Origin of the sequence: Streptomyces melanosporofaciens, assembly GCF_900105695.1 — a bacterium.
Taxonomy (GTDB): domain Bacteria; phylum Actinomycetota; class Actinomycetes; order Streptomycetales; family Streptomycetaceae; genus Streptomyces; species Streptomyces antimycoticus.
The window spans coordinates 9,339,924-9,357,098 of record NZ_FNST01000002.1 but is presented as its reverse complement, the minus strand read 5'-3'; the positions used below and the strand labels follow the sequence as shown (position 1 = coordinate 9,357,098).

Genomic DNA, 17,175 nt, shown 5'->3' with positions numbered 1-17,175 from the left:
CCACCGCCCTCACCCCGCACATAGCCATTGGCGCGGGCGTCGAAGGTGAAGCAGCGGCCGTCCGGGGAGAGCGCGCCGAACGCGGCGATGTCGGCGGCGGTTTCCGCGGAGAGGTTCAGGTTCACCCCGCCCGCCAGCGCGAGCCGTGACTCGCCGCGACGCAGGCTCTCCACGGCCATATGCACCGCGACCAGGGAGGACGCCTGGGCCGCGTCGACGGTCACGCTGGGACCGCTCAGGCCGAGCACATGGGAGAGCCGGTTCGCGATCATGCCGCGCTGGACGCCGGTCAGCGTGTGGTGCGAGCGGCCGCGGGCGCTGATCAGCGAGGCGTAGTCGGCGGACCCGGCGCCGATGAACGCGCCGACGGTGGCTCCCCGCAGGGTGGCGGGCACGATGCCCGCGTCCTCCAGCCCCTCCCATCCCAGCTCCAGTATCAGCCGCTGCTGGGGTCCATCGTCACGGCTTCGCGTGGCGAGATGCCGAAGAACGCGGCATCGAAACGATCGACGTCGTCGATGAAGCCGCCGTGGCGGATGGCGGGCGGCATGGAAGCGTCGTCGGTCCACCGCCCGGCGGGCACCTCGCTGATCGCCGAGACGCCCTCGCTCAGCAGCCTCCAGAACGCCTCGGGATCGGGTGCCTGCGGAAAGCGGCAGGACATTCCGACAACGGCGATGGCCTCGTCCGGTTCCATGCTGTTCCTCGGGGCGGAATCGTGTGCGGAACGGTCTGCCGGACCGTTCGCCGAATCACCTGCGGGGTCGTCGTTCACTGATCGCGCCCTCGGACCTGCCAGACCTGCGAGACCGACCGTCCGGGGTCCGCGGCGGCCGTGGAGACCACCGCCACCACGTCGTCGCAGAACCGCTCGATCGTGGCGCGGTCGAAGAGGGACGTGCTGAACAGCACGGTGCCGGCGAGGCCGCCGTCCTCCGCGTTCTCGTACAGGTCGATCTCCATGTCCACGTTGACGGTCACCGGGGGGTGGGTCATCAGAAACGGTTCGGCGGTCAGCCCGGTGAGCATCAGCGGTCGCTGTGGGGTGTTGACGATCTGGAAGATCACCTTTACCGGCGGATCGTCCGACAGCCACTTCCCGGCGTGGCCGCCGGTGGGCTTGTCCGAGTGCTTGAGTACGGAGACGAACGGCACGTCCTGGTGCGTAAAGGCGTCGGACATCGCATCGCGCACCGTGGCCAGCAGTGTGCCGAAGTCGGTGGCGCCGGAGACCTCGGTGCGCAGCGCCAGCATCTTGGAGACGAGGCCCACCACGTTTTCCAGTTCGTCCCGGCCACGGTTGGCCATGGGCACGCCGACGAGGACGTCCTGGTTGTCCGAGCGGGCGGACATGACCACCTTCAGCGCGGTGAGCAGCGTCATGTACAAGGTGGCGCTGGACGATTCGCCCAACCGCCGGGCCGCCTCCACGGCGTCCTTCGGCAGTCGCCAGTGGTGGACGCCGCTCTCGTACCGGGCGGACGTGGCGCGGGGCCGGTCGGTGGGCAGTTCGGCGGGCGCCATGCCGTCGAAGTGCCGCTGCCAGTAGTCGAGTTGGCGTCGCAGCAGATCCCCGCGCAACCACTCGCGCTCCCAGTTCGCCACATCGGCGTACTGGACGGGCACGGGTGGCAGATCGGGTTCGGCGCCGCGCAGCAGCGCCGAGTACACGACGGACAGATCGCGGACCAGCACACCCTGGGACCAGCCGTCGGTGACCAGATGGTGCAGGGTGAGCACCAGCACATGGTCGAGCTCGGCCAGGCGGAGCACGCGCAGCCGCGCCAGTGGGCCGCTCGTGAGGTCGAAGGGCCGGGCCGCCTCCTGTCCGGCCAGTACGGAGGCTTCGGCCTCGTCGTCCGCCTCGGCCACCTCCACCTGGCCCGGCACATGCGGCCGGATCACCTGGACGTATCCGTCGGCTTCCTTGACGAAGGTGGTGCGCAGGGCCTCGTGCCGGTCGATCAGCAGGTCCATCGACCGCCGCAGGCAGTCGAGGTCCAGTTCGCCAGACACCCGCACGGCCATGGGGATGTTCCAGTGCCCGGCCTCGAGGACATCACCGAAGAAGAGGTCCGTCTGCTGCTGTGCGAAGGTGAGGGGGACGGGCCGATCGCGCCGGGCGGGGACCAGTGGCGGCAGCTCGGGTTCGGGAACGGAGCGGGCCGCGGCGGTGAGCGTGGCCGCCAGTTCCCTGGGGGTGCGCTGCTGGAAAACGGTCTTCAGCGGTACGTCGATGCCAAGGGCGGTCCGGAGCCTGGCGACCACCCGGGTGGCGATGAGGGAATGGCCGCCCAATGCGAAGAAGTCGTCGTCGATACCGACCCTGGTGGCGCCGAGCAGATCCGCGTAGACCCGGCAGACGGCCTCTTCCTCGGGGGTGCGGGGGGCGACGTAGCCGACCTCGAGCACGGTGCGCAGGTCCGGGGCAGGCAGCGCCTTACGGTCGATCTTGCCGCCCGAGGTCAGGGGCATGGTGTCCAGCAGGACGAAGGCAGAGGGCACCATGTACTCGGGCACCGCGGACTCGACGTGCCGGCGCAGGGTTTCGGTCAGCCGGTCGTGCCGGTCCGCGGCGGTGGCATCGGCCACCACATAGGCCACCAGCCGCTTGTCCCCCGGGGTGTCCTCACGCACCATCACGGCCGTGTGGAGCACGTCCTGGTGCCTGGCCAGGATCGCCTCGATCTCGCCCGGTTCGATCCGGAAGCCGCGGATCTTCACCTGGTCGTCGATCCGGCCGAGGTATTCCAGGTTGCCGTCGGGCAGCCAGCGCACCAGGTCGCCGGAGCGGTACATACGCGATCCATCGCCGTGGAACGGGTTTGCCACGAACCGGGAGGCGGTCAGGTCCGGGCGGCCGAGATAGCCCCTGGCCAGGCCCGCTCCGGCCACGCACAGCTCACCGGGCACTCCCACGGGGACGGGCCGGAGCCGCCGGTCGACAACGTACACCCGGGTGTTGCCGATCGGGCGGCCGATGGGGGCGGTGAGCGGCCACTCGGCCACCTCGGCGGGGAGCGAGTACGAGGTCACCACATGGGCTTCGCTGGGACCGTAGTGGTTGTGCAGCCGCAGCTCGGGGCGGCGGGCGCACAGCTCGCGCAGATCGTGGTGGAGGGAGAGGGGTTCTCCGGCCTGTGAGAGATGGCGCAGCGCGGCCAGCTCGGTGCCGTGCGGATCCACCTCCTCGGAGATCGCCCGCAGCATCACGTTCGGTACGAAGAGCTGGTCGATCTCGTGGGTGTGGATCCATCGGGCGAACTCGACGGGGTCCATGCGCAGTTCCTCGCCGGGGATGACGATCGTCTCGCCGTACAGCAGCGCCGAGAAGATCTCCTGGAGCGAGATGTCGAAGGTCAGCGTGGCGAACTGGGCCGTCTTGGCGTCGGGGCCGATCGGCAGGGCCTTCTTCTGCCAGGCCACCAGGTTGAGCACACAGGAGGCGGGCATGAGGATGCCCTTGGGGACTCCGGTGGAGCCGGAGGTGTAGATGACATAGGCGAGGTTCTGGGCGCTGGGCCGTGCCGTGGGCGGGGTCGGGGCCGGCTGGTGAGCGATGCGCGCTCGGCGTCGAGCAGGATGAGCCGGATCCCGGGCGTCCCGGCCTCCGTTTCGGAGGGCGTTGCGAGCAGGCTGGTGAAGCGCTGCTGGGTGACGGCGACGGTCACCCCGGCGTCGGCCAGTACGAACTGGACGCGGTCCCGGGGGTGGTTCGGGTCGATCGGCACATAGGCCGCTCCGAGCTTGAGGATCGCGAGGATGGCCACGATCATCTCGGCACCGCGGTCGACACACAGCCCGACCAGGGTCTCGGGGCCGATCCCCCGGCTCTCCAGGAGGTGGGCGAGCTGGTTCGACCGCTGGTCCAGCTCGGCGTAGGTGATGCGGTCGCCACCGCTGATCACGGCCACCGCGCCGGGGCGGCGCTCGGCCTGGGCGGTGAAGAGCGCGGGCAGCGATCCGGCCGGTACGGGGCCCGTGGTGTGGTTGAACTCCTCCAGGACCTTCGTCCGCTCGGCGTCGTCGAGCGGGGAGATCTCGGAGAGGGGCCGGTCCGGCTCGGCCAGAACACCTCGCAGGACGACGGTGACATGGTGCAGCAGCCGTTCGACGGTGCTCCTGTCGAACAGGGCCTTGCTGAAGACGATGTGGCCGAGCACGCCGTCCTCGGTCTCGACGAGATGGACCTCCAGGTCCATGCGCGTGAGGATCCGGCCGTGATCGTAGGGCTCGGTCTCCGCGCCGGGCAGGGCGAGCCGCTCCCCCGGCACGTTGATCATCTGGAAGAGCACCTGTACCAGGGGGTTCCGGGACAGGTCCCGCTCCGGGTGCACCTGCTCCACCAGATACTCGAACGGCAGGTCGCCATGGGCGAAGGCACCGGCCGCCATGTCCCGGACCCGTGCCAGCAGTTGGCGGAAGGTGGGGTCGCCGGACAGGTCGGTCCGCAGCACCACGGTATTGACGAAGAACCCGATGAGGCCCTCGACCTCGGCGCGCCCCCGGTTGGCCACGGGGGTGCCCACCGTGATGTCGTCGCTGTCCACATACCGGCCCAGGACCAGCTGGAAGGCGGCCAGCAAGGTCATGTAGAGGGTCGCGTTCTCACCGGCGCCCAGCCGGCGGGCGGCCCGGATCAGTTCGGCGGGCAGCTCCCAGCGCACCGCGTCGCCTTCCTGGCGGGCGACCGAGGGCCTGGGCCGGTCGGTGGGCAGCTCCAGCGCGGGTGCCATACCGTCGAGCCGCTTCGTCCAGTAGTCCAGCTGGCGGCGCAAGGTCGGACCGGACAGCCAGTCGCGCTCCCACTCCGCGTAGTCGGCGTACTGCACGGGCAGCGGCGGCAGTACGGGCTCCCGCCCGGCGTCGAGCGCCTCGTACGCGGCGGACAGCTCACCCACCAGAATGCCCTGTGACCAGGCGTCCGTGGCCACATGGTGCACCGTCAGCAGCAGCACGTGGTCATGTTCGTCCAGCCGCAGCACCTTGGCCCGCAGCAGGGGTCCGGTGCTCAGGTCGAAGGGCTCGGTGATCTCCGCTCCGGCCAGTTGCCGGACCGCGGCAAGCCGCTCCTCCTCCGGGCCGTCGGGCACCGATGCGATCCGCACCGGGACGGGGGCGGGGGGCTGGATCCGCTGCACCGGTTGGCCGCCGGTCTCGGTGAAGCTGGTGCGCAGCGCCTCGTGCCGGGCGACCACCAGCGAAAGGGCCCGGGAGAGATGAGCGACGTCCAGGCGGCCGCGCACCCGCACCGCGAAGGGGAGGTTGTACGAGGCGTTGCCGGGCTCCAGCTGGTCCAGAAACCACAGTCGTCGCTGCGCGAATGACGCCCTGAGCTCACGGTCCCTGGCGACGGGCACCACACCCGTGGATTCCTTTCGCCTGGTGCGCTCGAAGAGATTGCTCATGGCCGCGCTGAGACCTTGGGATTTGGGCGCGCCTGATTGCCCCACAACACAGCCTTCCCCGACGACTGATGGAAATGGTTTTGCGCGATTATTTCGCTGATACTGCCGCTGATGCTTGCCCAGCTATGGCGCGGACGCCGTTTAAAGGGAAGTCAGCAGCACCGGTGCACCATCGCCCCGGCCCGCGCTGGTATTGGACGTGCGGCATACAAGGACCCGGAGTCCGTCGAAGTTCGCCCGTCGGCTGAAACTCACCGGGTGGGCGGCGTCGATATCCGAGGCGAGCATCCGGCGCGCCTCGAACTCCGCGGAGTGGACGGACGGTTGAGTGACAGCTCGCGCACCGGCGCCCACCAGGCTCTTGCTGGATCCATGAGGCGGCAGCCATGCGGTGACGCCGGGGCTGAACAGGGAACTTCCGCGAAATCCGCCACGCTGCGGTGAGATGTCGCTTTCCTCGCGATCCTCGCGATCCAAGACAGCATTTCCTGAGGTCAACCGGTCGGTCATTCGGTCCATTAAGACAGCATGCGTAACCGGTCGCGCGATCCTCGTGATATCGGATGCGCGCAACGCCAAAACACTCACCACAGCCCCCGTTCGCCGTCCAGCGAGTCCCCTGAGGTGAACCTAGATCGTTGGCTGATCCGCTGTCAACCCGCACCTTTTCGGCGATAAATAGCGGGAGTTGCCGACCTGCGCGAACTCACCGCCCGTGTGATCCGCCAGTCGGCGGTGACGCGAGGTGATTTCGGTCACCATGCCCATTTGGGTGTCCAGGCGTCGGTGTCACGGTGGCCGGGCGGCGCGGAGGCGAGGTGGTCGCGGAGCGCGCTGAGGGCGGAGTGCGGGTTGTCGCGGTGCCAGATCAGCGAATGCGGGTAGACCGGGGTCGGGTGGCGCACCGCGATGCGCCGCAGCCCGTAGTCGGCGGGCCAGACCAGGCGGGTCCGTTCGCCGACGAAGGTCGCCAGCGTCGAGGAGTCGGCGATCGTGTCGAGGAGCGGCTCGGGCCCGAAGTACGGGCCGATCGCGTCGATGGTGATCCCGAACGCGGTGGCGAGGTCGTCGTAGTAGGCGGCCCATTCGGTACCGGGCACGATGCCCGGCATCCAGATCCGGTGCCCGGCGAGCTCGGCCGGGGTGACCTCGCGGGCGGCGGCGAGTTCATGGGACGGTCCGGTGAGGAGCTGGATGGGCTCGTCATGGACCCGGCTGGCCTCGATGCCGCCCGGGAGCCGCCGCGCGGGCAGGGTGACCGCCCGGAACGACGCGTCGATCGTGCCGGTGCGTACGGCGGCGATGGCCGCGTCGGCGTCGAAGAGGGTCACCACATCGAGTTCGACCTCGGGGTGCGCGCGGTGGAATCCGCGCAGCAGATCGGCCGGTGCGAGCCGCCGCCCGATCACATCGACGCGCAGTGCGCGGCGGCCGGGGCGTACGGAGGCGGCGGCCCGCTCCTCGGCCCGCAACAGCTCCCGGGCGTGGGGCAGGAACGCCTGCCCGTCGATGGTGAGCCGGGCTCCGCGCGCGGTGCGGGTGAAAAGCCGCACACCGAGCTCCTTCTCCAGCGCGGCGATGCGCTTGGAGACGGCCTGCTGGGTGATGGACAGCTCGGCGGCCGCCTCCTGGAACTGGCCCGCGTCCGCGACGGCGACGAAGGTGCGCACGGCCTTGAGGTCCACGTCGGCCACCTTAGCCGCACAACTCATGGTTGTGGCATGTCGAGGGCGTTGTTTGAACCGCCCGCCCCGGCTCGCTTGGATATCGCCCGTTCTACATGAGGTTCTTCGGGCGAGATGGCGGGGAGTGCGCTGCACATGGGGGCGAGGCGGAAGCTGGGGCGGCAGTTCGGATGGCTCTGGGCGGCGTACGCGGTCAGCGCGTTCGGCACCTGGCTCGCGTTCGACGCGTTCCCGATGATCGCGATCATGGTGCTCCATGCCGGGGCAGCCCAGGTGTCGCTGCTGGCGGCCGCGGGGCTGGCGGTGGGTGCGGCAGTGGCGCTGCCGCTCGGGCCGTGGATGGAGTTCCGCCGCAAGCGGCCGGTGATGATCACGATGGATGTGGTCCGGTTCGCGGCCCTGATGACCGTCCCCGTTCTGTATCTGCTCGACCGGCTCACCTTCGTCCAGCTCGTGGTCGTGTCGGTCGTCGTCTCCGCGGCCGACATCGCCTTCACCGCCGCCAGTGGCGCGTGCCTGAAGGCGCTCGTGCCGCGGGAGGACCTGCTGGTGGCGAACGCGCGGTTCGAGTCCACGTCCTGGACCGCCACCATGCTCGGACCCCAGATCGGCGGGGCCGCGATCGGGCTCTTCGGTCCGGTGATGGCCGTGGCGGCCAACGCGGTCAGCTTTCTGCTCTCCGCGGCGGGGATCCGTGCGATCGGCGGCACGGAGCCACGCCCCGAGCGCACCGGCCCGCCTCCACGGCTCCGCGCCGGTGAGCTGCTGGAGGGCTGGCGGTGCATTCTGACCCACCCGGCGCTGCGCCCGCTGTTCTTCAACCAGGTCCTGGTGGGCGGGCTGATCATGGCGACCGCGCCGCTGCTCGCCGTGCTCATGCTGGGCAGCCTGGGGTTCGCGCCCTGGCAGTACGCGATGGCTTTCACACTGCCGTGCGTCGGGGGTCTGATCGGCTCCCGGCTGGCTCCCCGGCTGGCGGCACGGTTCGGACGGCACCGGGTCATGCTGATCTCGGGGGCGCTGCGGGCGTGCTGGCTGCCGGGGTTGGCCTTCGTCCGCCCCGGTACACCGGGGCTGGTGCTGGTCATGGCGGTCGAGCTGGGGCTGATCTGCTGCATGGGCGTGTTCACCCCGCTGTACGCCACCTATCGGCTCGACCGGACCCCGGCGGACCGGGTCGCCCGCACCCTCTCCGCGTGGTCGGTCTCCAGCAAGGCCACCATCGCGACCCTGACCGCCCTGTGGGGCCTGCTGGCCGCTGTCACCGGCCCCCGGATCGCGATCGCCACAGCCGGAGTCCTCAGCCTGGCGACCCCGCTCCTCCTCCCCCGGCACGAGTACGACGCGCCCCGCCCCGAACAGGAGCCGGCGCCGAGCCACACCTGATTCGGAGTCCGCATGACCATTCTGAACGCATGTCCTGAACGATCGTTCTGAACGTACGTTCAAGACTGGGGTAGGGTGGTCGGCATGGGACATCGGGAACAGTTGATGGCCGGGGCGAAGCGGTGCCTGGAGGAGCGGGGATTCGCCCGTACGACCTCCCGTGACATCGCCGCCGCCGCCAACGCGCCGCTCGGCACGATCAATTACCACTACGGCTCGAAGGAGCGGCTGCTCAACGCGGCGCTCCTGGAATCGCTCGACGAGTGGAGCGAGAAGGTGCGGTCCGGGTCGGCGGAGACCGTCCCGGCATCCGGGGGCGGGGCGCGAGTGGAGTCGATGTGGGCCCGGATCATCGAGTCCGAGACCACGGACCGGCCGCTGCTGGTGGCCAGCGCGGAAGCGCTCGCCCAGGCCGAACGTTCCGCCGAGGTCCGGCAGCAGCTCGCCGAGGCGTTCGAACGGTCCCGTACGGCGCTGGCGGCCGAGCTGCACGGCATCGAGGACGCGGAGGGCGAGGTGGCCCGTGCGGTCGGGTCGGTGCACATGGCACTGATCGCCGGTCTGACCCAGCAGTGGCTGGTCGATCCCGAGCGCGCCCCCTCGGCGCGGGAGGTGGCCACGGGCCTGCGGAGGATCGCCCAGGCCCTCGAGTCCGACACCTGATCCGGGGGACGGAGTGGCACCGCCTTTCACCCATCTGCATGTGCACACGCAGTACTCGCTCCTGGACGGCGCGGCCCGGCTGAGGGATCTCTTCGCGGCCTGCCAGGAGATGGGCATGTCGCACCTCGCCCTGACCGACCACGGCAATCTGCACGGCGCGTACGACTTCTTCCAGCAGGCCACGGCCTCGGGCGTGACGCCGATCATCGGGATCGAGGCGTATGTCGCCCCGGAGTCGCGGCGCACCAAGCGCAAGATCCAGTGGGGGCAGCCCCACCAGAAGCGCGATGACGTCTCCGGTTCGGGCGGCTACACCCACAAGACGATCTGGGCGGCGGACACCACCGGGCTGCACCATCTGTTCCGGCTGTCGTCGGACGCGTATGCGCAGGGCTGGCTGCAGAAGTGGCCGCGGATGGACAAGGAGGTCATCGCCGAACACGCCGAGGGGCTGATCGCCTCGACCGGCTGTCCGTCCGGTGAGCTGCAGACCCGGCTGCGCCTGGGCCAGTTCGACGAGGCGCTGAAGGCCGCCTCCGAGTACCAGGACATCTTCGGCAAGGACCGGTACTTCCTGGAGCTGATGGACCATGGCATCGAGATCGAGCGCCGGGTCCGGGACGGGCTGCTGGAGATCGGCAGGAAGCTGGGCATCCCGCCGCTGGTGACGAACGACTCGCACTACACCTACGCGGACGAGGCCACCGCACACGATGCGCTGCTGTGCATCCAGACCGGCAAGAGCCTCTCCGACCTGGACCGCTTCCGCTTCGACGGCACCGGCTACTACCTCAAGTCCGCCGCCGAGATGTACGCCATCGACTCCTCGGACGCCTGGCAGGAGGGCTGCCGCAACACCCGGCTGGTCGCCGAGCAGATCGACACCACCGGCATGTTCACCAAGCGCGACCTCATGCCGCGGTTCGATGTGCCCGACGGCCACACCGAGGTCACCTGGTTCCGCGAGGAGGTCCGGCGCGGGATGGCCCGGCGCTATCCCGGTGGCGTCCCCGAGGACCGGCAGAAGCTGGCCGGGTACGAGATGGACGTCATCATCCAGATGGGGTTCCCGGGCTACTTCCTCGTGGTCGCCGACTTCATCATGTGGGCCAAGCAGCAGGGCATCGCCGTCGGGCCGGGCCGTGGTTCGGCGGCCGGTTCGATCGTCTCGTACGCCATGGGCATCACCGACCTCGACCCGGTCGAGCACGGGCTGATCTTCGAGCGGTTCCTCAACCCCGAGCGGGTGTCCATGCCGGACGTCGACATCGACTTCGACGAGCGCCGGCGGGTCGAGGTGATCCGCTATGTGACGGAGAAGTACGGCGCCGACAAGGTGGCCATGATCGGCACCTACGGCACCATCAAGGCCAAGAACGCCATCAAGGACTCGGCCCGCGTGCTGGGCTATCCGTACGCGATGGGCGACCGCATCACCAAGGCCATGCCCGCCGACGTCGGCGGCAAGGGCATCCCGCTGTCCGGCATCACCGACCCGGAACACCCGCGGTACTCCGAGGCGGGCGAGGTGCGGGCGATGTACGAGAACGAGCCGGATGCGCGGAAGGTCATCGACACCGCCAAGGGTGTCGAGGGCCTGGTGCGGCAGATGGGTGTGCACGCCGCCGGGGTGATCATGTCGAGCGAGCCGATCGTGGACCATGTTCCGGTCTGGGTGCGGCACACCGACGGGGTCACGATCACGCAGTGGGACTACCCCACCTGTGAGTCGCTGGGCCTGCTGAAGATGGACTTCCTGGGCCTGCGCAACCTCACCATCATGGACGACGCCGTCACGATGGTGCGCGCCGACAAGGGCGTCGACCTGAAGCTGCTCGATCTGCCACTGGACGACCGCAGGACCTTCGAGATGCTCGGCGGTGGCCACACCCTCGGTGTGTTCCAGTTCGACGGCAGCGCGATGCGCTCGCTCCTGCGGCTGATGAAACCCAACCAGTTCGAGGACATCACCGCGGTCACCGCCCTGTACCGGCCGGGCCCGATGGGCATGAACTCGCATATCAACTACGCCCTGCGGAAGAACGGGCAGCAGGAGATCACCCCCATCCACCCGGAGCTGGAGGAGCCGCTCAGGGAGGTCCTCGACATCACCTACGGCCTGGTCGTCTACCAGGAGCAGGTCCAGAAGGCCGCCCAGGCCCTCGCGGGCTACTCACTCGGCCAGGCCGACCTGCTGCGCCGGGCGATGGGCAAGAAGAAGCAGGAGGTGCTGGACAAGGAGTTCCTCCCATTCCGGGACGGCTGCCGGGAGCGCGGCTACTCCGACGAGGCCGTGCAGGCGGTCTGGGACGTCCTGGTGCCCTTCGCGGGCTACGCCTACAACAAGGCGCATGCCGCCGCCTATGCGCTCGTCTCGTACTGGACCGCGTATCTCAAGGCCAACTACCCCGCCGAGTACATGGCGGCGCTGCTCACCTCGGTGCGGGACGACAAGGACAAGTCGGCGGTCTATCTGAACGAGTGCCGTCGCATGGGCATCAAGGTGCTGCCGCCGAACGTCAATGAGTCCGAGGCCAACTTCACCGCTCAGGGTGATGATGTGATCCTCTTCGGTCTCACGGCGGTCCGGAACGTCGGTCAGAACGTGGTGGAAGCGATCATCCGCGGCCGTAAGGCCAAGGGGAAGTACGCCTCGTTCCCGGACTACCTGGACAAGGTCGAGGCGGTGGTGTGCAACAAGCGCACCACGGAATCGCTGATCAAGGCGGGCGCCTTCGACGAGATGGGCCACACCCGTAAGGGGCTCACGGCGCACTACGAGGCGCTGATCGACAATGTGGTCGCGGTCAAGCGCAAGGAGGCCGAGGGGCAGTTCGACCTCTTCGGCGGCATGGCCGGTGACGGCGGGGACGGCGAGGGGCCGGGCTTCGGCCTCGACGTCGAGTTCTCGGACGAGGAGTGGGACAAGCCGTATCTGCTCGCTCAGGAGCGGGAGATGCTCGGTCTGTACGTCTCCGACCACCCGCTCCTCGGCCTGGAGCAGTTGCTGGCCGGTACGGCGGACGCCACCGTCGCGCAGCTCACCGGTGGTGACTTCGCGGACGGCGCGATCGTCACGGTGGGGGGCATCATCTCCGGTCTGCAGCGCAAGATGACCAAGCAGGGCAACGCCTGGGCCATCGCCACCGTGGAGGACCTCGCCGGCTCCATCGAGTGCATGGTCTTCCCGGCCACCTATCAGCTGGTGTCGGCCCAACTCGTCGAGGACACGGTGGTGTTCGTCAAGGGCCGCCTCGACCGACGCGAGGACGTGCCCCGGCTGGTGGCGATGGAACTGGCGGTCCCCGACCTCAGCGCCCGCCATGCCCCGCTGCGCCTGGAGATGCTCGAAGCGCAGGTGACACCGCGCTCCGTCCAGCAGCTCAAGGAGATCCTCCAGGCCCATCCGGGACCGACCGAGGTACATCTGCGGGTGCGCGGCCGGACCGGGACCACCGTCTACCGGCTGGGCTACCGTATCGGCATCCGGCCCGAGTTCTGGGCCGACCTCAAAGCCGCGGTGGCCGTCACCCGGGCCAGATGAGCCGGGGCCACCACCGGGGTTCGCACGATCTACTCCCCCATTACGCAAGCGACTTGCAATTCTTGCGCTACGCTTGCGTGCATGACGCGACGACTTGCTGAAGTGGCGAAGAAGGTCGGTGTCAGCGAGGCCACGGTCAGCCGGGTGCTCAATGGCAAGCCCGGGGTCTCCGAAGCCACCCGGCAGGCGGTGCTGTCCGCGCTGGACGTCCTCGGCTACGAGCGGCCCACCCAGCTGCGGGGCGACCGGGCCCGGCTGGTCGGGCTGGTCCTGCCCGAGCTGCAGAACCCCATCTTCCCGGCGTTCGCCGAGGTCATCGGCGGGGCGCTGGCGCAGCTGGGGCTGACTCCGGTGCTGTGCACCCAGACCAAGGGCGGGGTCTCCGAGGCCGATTACGTGGATCTGCTGCTGCAACAGCAGGTCTCCGGGGTGGTGTTCGCGGGCGGGCTGTTCGCGCAGGCCGACGCGCCGCACGACCACTACCGACTGCTCGCCGAACGCAACATTCCGGTGGTGCTGGTCAACGCGGCGATAGAGCATCTCGGCTTCCCGGGCGTCTCCTGTGACGACGCCGTGGCCGTGGAGCAGGCCTGGCGGCATCTGGCCTCTCTCGGCCACGAGCGGATCGGGCTCGTACTCGGGCCCAGTGACCATATGCCGTCGGCGCGCAAGCTGGCCGCCGCGCGCGCGGTCGCCGGCCATCTGCCGGACGAGTTCGTGGCCCGGGCGATCTTCTCGATCGAGGGCGGCCACGCCGCGGCCTCCCGGCTGATCGACCGGGGGGTCACGGGCATCATCTGCGCCAGTGACCCGTTGGCCCTGGGGGCGATTCGGGCGGCGCGCCGCAAGGGGTTCGGCGTGCCGTCGCAGGTGTCCGTGGTCGGCTACGACGACTCCGCGTTCATGAACTGCACCGAGCCGCCGCTGACCACCGTCCGCCAGCCCATCGAGGCCATGGGCCGGGCGGCCGTGGAGCTGCTGAACGCGCAGATCGGCGGCGCGGCCGTACCGTCCGAGGAGCTGTTGTTCGAGCCGGAGCTGGTGGTGCGCGGCTCCACCGCGCAGCCGCCGCGGGAGTAGAGCGCGGGGCCTGTCGATATGCGGTCGGCAGGGGGAGGTTGGCATGCAGCCGCAAGGCGGTTGGCAGGCCAATCCACCTGATCCACAGTCCAGTTGAATAATTACAGAATCTACGCGACATCTTGCGGCCCGTTGTCGACGGTGCTTGAGTGTGCGGCGCACTCACGGTTGTGTGCGCCCCGCTCGCGGCCGTGGGGCTTCCCTGCTCCTGTACAGAGGGGTCCACCCATGAGAAGCACCGGGTTCCGCCGTACGCTCATCGCGCTCAGCGCCTGCTCCCTCGCCCTCACCGCCTGCGGAGGGTCGAACGACGACTCGGCGGGCGGAAAGACGCGTATCACCGTCAACTGCATGCCGCCCAAGAGCGCCAAGGTCGACCGGCAGTTCTTCGAGGAGGACATCGCCTCCTTCGAGAAGCAGAACCCGGACATCGACGTCGTCGCGCATGACGCGTTCCCCTGCCAGGACCCGAAGACCTTCGACGCCAAGCTGGCCGGCGGCCAGATGGAGAACGTCTTCTACACGTACTTCACCGACGCCCGGCATGTCGTCGACATCAACCAGGCGGCCGATCTCACTCCGTACGTCAAGGAGCTGAAGAGCTACCCCACCCTCCAGAAGCAGCTGCGCGACATCTACACGGTTGACGGCAAGGTCTACGGCATCCCGCGCACCGGCTACTCGATGGGCCTGATCTACAACCGCAAGCTCTTCGAGAAGGCCGGACTCGACCCCGACAAGCCGCCGATGACCTGGGAGGAGGTCCGCGCCGACGCCAAGAAGATCGCCGCGCTGGGCAAGGGCACCGTCGGCTACGCGGACTACAGCGCACAGAACCAGGGCGGCTGGCACTTCACGGCGGAGCTGTACGCACAGGGCGGCGACGTCGTCAGCGCCGACGGCAAGAAGGCCACCATCGACACCCCCGCGGCGCGCGCCGTCCTGCGGAATCTGCACGACATGCGCTGGGTGGACGACTCGATGGGCAGCAAGCAGCTCCTCGTCATCAACGACGCCCAGCAGATGATGGGCTCGGGCAAGCTGGGCATGTACCTCGCCGCGCCCGACAACATCCCGATCCTGGTGAAGGAGAAGGGCGGCAACTACAAGGACCTCGCCATCGCCCCCATGCCCGGTGGCAAGGGCACGCTCATCGGCGGCGACGGCTATATGTTCCAGAAGAAGGACACGCCCGCCCAGATCCGGGCCGGCCTCAAGTGGCTCGACCATATGTTCCTGACCCCGGGCAAGGGTTTCCTCGGCGACTACGTCCGCGCCAAGAAGAACGACGCCCCGGTGGGCCTGCCCGAGCCACGGCTGTTCACCGGCGCCGCCGACGCCAAGGACCAGCAGATCAAGAAGGCGAACGCCAATGTCCCCGTGGACAACTACCAGACGTTCCTGGACGGCAATCAGAAGCTGCGGATGAAGATCGAGCCGCCGCATGCCCAGCAGATCTACTCCGTCCTCGACGGAGCCGTCTCCGCCGTCCTGACCAAGAAGGACGCCGACATCGACCAGCTCATCGAGGACGCCGCCGGAAAGATCGACAGCATCCTGGCCCGGGGCTGACCCGATGACCAAGACGGCTGCGCGGCCGCCCGCCGAGGCGATCGCCGTCCACCCGGTGCAGGCGCCGCCCCCGGCGGGGGGTCGGGGGCGGCGCCGCCTCGCCGACCAGGCCCGTGCCTACGGCTTCCTCCTCGGCGGTCTCGTCTGCTTCGCGCTGTTCTCCTGGTATCCGGCGATCCGCGCGGTCGTGATCGCCTTCCAGAAGTACACGCCCGGCTCGTCCCCCGAATGGGTCGGCACCGCCAACTTCACCCGGGTGCTGCACGATCCTGAGTTCACCGCGGCGTGGCGGAACACCCTCACCTTCACGCTGCTGGCGCTGGTCATCGGCTTCGCGATCCCGTTCCTGCTCGCCCTCGTCCTCAATGAGCTCCGGCACGCCAAGGCGTTCTTCCGGGTCGTGGTGTATCTGCCGGTGATGATCCCGCCGGTGGTCAGCGCCCTGCTGTGGAAGTGGTTCTACGACCCCGGCGCCGGGCTGGCCAACGAGGCGCTGCGCTTCGCGCATCTGCCCACCTCGAACTGGTCCAACGGCGCGGACACCGCCCTGGTCTCCCTCGTCATCGTCGCCACCTGGGCCAATATGGGCGGCACCGTCCTGATCTATCTGGCGGCCCTGCAGTCCATCCCCGGTGAGCTGTACGAGGCGGCCGAACTGGACGGCGCGAGCCTGCTGCAACGCGTCCGCCATGTCACGATCCCCCAGACGCGGTTCGTCATCCTCATGCTGATGCTGCTGCAGATCATCGCGACGATGCAGGTCTTCACCGAGCCCTTCGTGATCACCGGTGGTGGCCCGGAGAACGCCACGGTCACCGTCCTCTACCTCATCTACAAATACGCCTTCCTCTACAACGACTTCGGTGGCGCCTGTGCGCTGAGCGTGATGCTGCTCGTGCTGCTCGGCGCCTTCTCCGCCCTCTATCTGCGGCTGACCCGCTCCGGGGAGGACGACGCATGAGCACCCGGACCCTCGTCTCCCCCGCCGCCCTGGCCCGCCCCCGCGGCCGGGCCGTCTACTGGACGGTCTTCACCGCCGTGGTGGTGCTCTTCGCGATCGCCTTCCTCTTCCCCGTCTACTGGATGGTGACCGGGGCGATGAAGTCGCCGGACGAGGTGGCGCAGACCCCGCCGACCCTCGTCCCGAAGCAGTGGCACTCCAGCGGCTACACCGACGCCTGGGACCTGATGCAGCTTCCGCAGCATCTGTGGAACACGGTCGTCCAGGCGGCCGGTGCCTGGCTGTTCCAGCTGGTCTTCTGTACGGCCGCCGCCTACGCCCTGTCCAAGCTGAAGCCCGCCTTCGGCAAGGTGATCCTCGGTGGCATCCTGGCCACGCTGATGGTCCCGGCCCAGGCGCTGGTCGTGCCGAAGTACCTGACCGTCGCCGATCTGCCGCTGATCCACACCAGCCTGCTCAACGACCCCCTCGCGATCTGGCTGCCGGCCGTGGCCAACGCCTTCAACCTGTATCTCCTCAAGCGGTTCTTCGACCAGATCCCGCGTGACGTCCTGGAGGCCGCCGAGATCGACGGCTCCGGGAAGCTGCGCACGCTGTGGTCGATCGTGCTGCCCATGTCGCGTCCGGTGCTCGGCGTTGTGTCGATCTTCGCGCTGGTCGCGGTGTGGCAGGACTTCCTGTGGCCGCTGATGGTCTTCTCCGACACCGGCAAGCAGCCGATCAGCGTCGCACTCGTCCAGCTGTCGCAGAACATCCAGCTGACCGTGCTCATCGCCGCGATGGTCATCGCCAGCATCCCGATGGTCGCGCTGTTCCTCGTCTTCCAGCGGCACATCATCGCCGGGATCAGCGCGGGCAGCACGAAGGGCTGACTTC

10 protein-coding genes and 2 pseudogenes are annotated in these 17,175 nt (G+C 68.9%); 7 read left to right on the top strand and 5 right to left on the bottom strand.

Annotation, left to right across the window (positions count from 1 at the left end; genetic code table 11):
• Window positions 1-35 precede the first annotated feature (35 nt).
• From BLV72_RS52290 to BLV72_RS42760, 5 genes and pseudogenes are all read right to left on the bottom strand, one after another.
• Window positions 36-664, bottom strand: a pseudogene (locus BLV72_RS52290) (beta-ketoacyl [acyl carrier protein] synthase domain-containing protein); the annotation flags it as partial.
• Window positions 665-771: 107 nt separating this feature from the next.
• Window positions 772-3,561, bottom strand: coding sequence for an amino acid adenylation domain-containing protein (locus BLV72_RS52285; protein ID WP_280143065.1), 2,790 nt, complete (start codon window positions 3,559-3,561; stop codon window positions 772-774).
• A gap of 11 nt (window positions 3,562-3,572) precedes the next feature.
• Window positions 3,573-5,360, bottom strand: a pseudogene (locus tag BLV72_RS52280) (condensation domain-containing protein); the annotation flags it as partial.
• Between the two features lie 189 nt (window positions 5,361-5,549).
• The gene (locus BLV72_RS47555) at window positions 5,550-5,927 is read right to left on the bottom strand and encodes a hypothetical protein (protein WP_143059862.1); all 378 of its coding nucleotides are present in this window, start codon (window positions 5,925-5,927) and stop codon (window positions 5,550-5,552) included.
• Between the two features lie 236 nt (window positions 5,928-6,163).
• Window positions 6,164-7,093, bottom strand: a complete 930-nt coding sequence (locus BLV72_RS42760; protein WP_093470858.1) for a LysR family transcriptional regulator — start codon at window positions 7,091-7,093, stop codon at window positions 6,164-6,166.
• Window positions 7,094-7,228: 135 nt separating this feature from the next.
• Here BLV72_RS42760 and BLV72_RS42755 point away from each other — a divergent pair, with 135 nt between their 5' ends.
• The 7 genes from BLV72_RS42755 (at window position 7,229) to BLV72_RS42725 (ending at window position 17,171) form a co-directional block, all read left to right on the top strand.
• Entirely contained in the window at window positions 7,229-8,479 is a 1,251-nt protein-coding gene (locus BLV72_RS42755) for an MFS transporter (protein WP_093469245.1), read from the top strand.
• Between the two features lie 84 nt (window positions 8,480-8,563).
• Entirely contained in the window at window positions 8,564-9,142 is a 579-nt protein-coding gene (locus BLV72_RS42750) for a TetR/AcrR family transcriptional regulator (RefSeq protein WP_167746523.1), read from the top strand.
• Window positions 9,143-9,155: 13 nt separating this feature from the next.
• Complete coding sequence (gene dnaE / locus BLV72_RS42745) at window positions 9,156-12,686, top strand: DNA polymerase III subunit alpha (protein WP_093469242.1); 3,531 nt, start codon at window positions 9,156-9,158, stop codon at window positions 12,684-12,686.
• Between the two features lie 81 nt (window positions 12,687-12,767).
• Complete coding sequence (locus BLV72_RS42740) at window positions 12,768-13,766, top strand: LacI family DNA-binding transcriptional regulator (RefSeq protein WP_208905917.1); 999 nt, start codon at window positions 12,768-12,770, stop codon at window positions 13,764-13,766.
• A gap of 228 nt (window positions 13,767-13,994) precedes the next feature.
• Window positions 13,995-15,338 (top strand): ABC transporter substrate-binding protein, encoded by a 1,344-nt coding sequence (locus BLV72_RS42735; RefSeq protein WP_093469239.1) that lies wholly within the window; start codon window positions 13,995-13,997, stop codon window positions 15,336-15,338.
• A gap of 4 nt (window positions 15,339-15,342) precedes the next feature.
• The gene (locus BLV72_RS42730; protein ID WP_093469238.1) at window positions 15,343-16,299 is read left to right on the top strand and encodes a carbohydrate ABC transporter permease; all 957 of its coding nucleotides are present in this window, start codon (window positions 15,343-15,345) and stop codon (window positions 16,297-16,299) included.
• The gene (locus tag BLV72_RS42725; protein WP_093469237.1) at window positions 16,296-17,171 is read left to right on the top strand and encodes a carbohydrate ABC transporter permease; all 876 of its coding nucleotides are present in this window, start codon (window positions 16,296-16,298) and stop codon (window positions 17,169-17,171) included. Before BLV72_RS42730 ends, BLV72_RS42725 begins: the two co-directional genes overlap by 4 nt.
• Window positions 17,172-17,175: the final 4 nt, after the last annotated feature.

Excerpts from the sequence above, each read along its gene's own strand:
- BLV72_RS47555 (WP_143059862.1), bottom strand. The coding sequence starts at position 5,927 with ATGGACCGAATGACCGACCGGTTGACCTCAGGAAATGCTGTCTTGGAT.
- BLV72_RS42755 (WP_093469245.1), top strand. The coding sequence starts at position 7,229 with ATGGGGGCGAGGCGGAAGCTGGGGCGGCAGTTCGGATGGCTCTGGGCG.
- BLV72_RS42750 (WP_167746523.1), top strand. The coding sequence starts at position 8,564 with ATGGGACATCGGGAACAGTTGATGGCCGGGGCGAAGCGGTGCCTGGAG.
- BLV72_RS42740 (WP_208905917.1), top strand. The coding sequence starts at position 12,768 with ATGACGCGACGACTTGCTGAAGTGGCGAAGAAGGTCGGTGTCAGCGAG.
- BLV72_RS42735 (WP_093469239.1), top strand. The coding sequence starts at position 13,995 with ATGAGAAGCACCGGGTTCCGCCGTACGCTCATCGCGCTCAGCGCCTGC.
- BLV72_RS42730 (WP_093469238.1), top strand. The coding sequence starts at position 15,343 with ATGACCAAGACGGCTGCGCGGCCGCCCGCCGAGGCGATCGCCGTCCAC.
- BLV72_RS42725 (WP_093469237.1), top strand. The coding sequence starts at position 16,296 with ATGAGCACCCGGACCCTCGTCTCCCCCGCCGCCCTGGCCCGCCCCCGC.